This window comes from Streptacidiphilus sp. BW17 (genome assembly GCF_041262485.1).
Classification (GTDB): domain Bacteria; phylum Actinomycetota; class Actinomycetes; order Streptomycetales; family Streptomycetaceae; genus Streptacidiphilus.
Genome location: NZ_JBGCCR010000085.1, coordinates 1 through 1,383, shown reverse-complemented (window position 1 = coordinate 1,383; position 1,383 = coordinate 1). Strand labels below are relative to the sequence as shown.

Annotated in this window: 1 protein-coding gene; it reads left to right on the top strand. The window is 68.8% G+C overall.

The annotated features are described in order from the left end of the window. On the top strand, nt 1-1,383 hold a 1,383-nt coding region (locus ABH940_RS36940), incomplete at both ends, for a condensation domain-containing protein (protein ID WP_370107293.1).

Here is a 1,383-nt window from a genome sequence, read left to right as displayed (position 1 = left end):
GACGGTGCAGGAGGAGCTTCTGTGCCAGGCGTTCGCCGAGGTCCTGGGACTCGACCGGGTCGGGGTCGACGATGACTTCTTCGCCCTGGGCGGTCATTCGCTGCTGGCGGTGGCCCTGGTGGAACGTCTGCGGGTGCGGGGTGTGTCCGTGTCGGTGCGGGCGCTCTTCGAGACGCCGACGCCGGCGGGTGTGGCCGGTGCTGCCGGGCCGGTCCAGGTGGTGGTGCCGCCGAACCTGATTCCCGAGGGCGCTACCGGGATCACGCCGGAGATGCTGCCGTTGGTGGAGTTGACTGCGGCGGAGGTCGAGCGGGTCGTGGCCGGGGTCGAGGGTGGTGCGGCGAATGTGGCGGATGTGTATCCGCTCGCGCCGTTGCAGGAGGGCATGCTCTTCCACCACATGCTGGCGGACGGTGGAACGGACACGTATGTGTTTCCGGTGGTGTTCTGGTTCGACTCGCGGGGGCGGGTGGACGGGTTCCTGGACGCGCTGCGGGCGGTGGTCGATCGGCATGACGTGTTCCGCACGGCGTTCGTGTGGGAGGGCTTGGCCGAGCCGGTGCAGGTGGTGTCGCGTCGGGTGGGGCTGCCGGTCCAGGAGGTCGTGCTGGACGCGCAGGGCCTTGGTGCGGTGGAGCAGTTGAAGGCGATCGGCGGATCGTGGATGGATCTGACCCGGGCGCCCCTGATGACGGTGCACATCGCGGCGGAGCCCGGGGGTGATCGCTGGCTGGCATTGTTGCGGACCCATCACCTGGTGCAGGACCACACGTCGTTGGATGTGCTGCTGGGGGAGGTGCGGGCGTTCATGTCCGGTCGTGCCGACATGTTGCCGGCGGCGTTGCCGTTTCGCGATTTCGTCGCCCAGGCCCGCCTGGGTGTGCCGCGTGAGGAGCATGAGCGGTACTTCGCGGAGTTGCTGGGGGATGTGACCGAGACGACGGCGCCTTTCGGTGTGCTGGACGTGTACGGCGACGGCAGTACCACTCGCCGGGAACGCCTTGCGGTGGACGATGAACTGTCGTGCCGGGTTCGTGAGTTGGCGCGTGCTGCGGGTGTCAGTGCGGCTGCGGTCTTCCATGTGGCGTGGGCGCGGGTGCTGGCCGCGCTGAGCGGTCGTGAGGATGTGGTGTTCGGCACGGTGCTGTTCGGCCGGATGAACTCCGGGGCGGGTGCCGATCGGGTGCCGGGTCTGTTCCTCAACACGCTGCCGGTGCGGGTGCGGGTGGATGGGCAGAGTGTGGGCGGGGCGTTGTCGGGGATGCGGCGGCAGTTGGCGGGGTTGCTGGTGCATGAGCATGCGCCGTTGTCGCTGGCGCAGCAGGCGAGCGGGATGACGGGTGGCGGCCCGCTGTTCACCTCGATCTTCAACTACCGCTACAG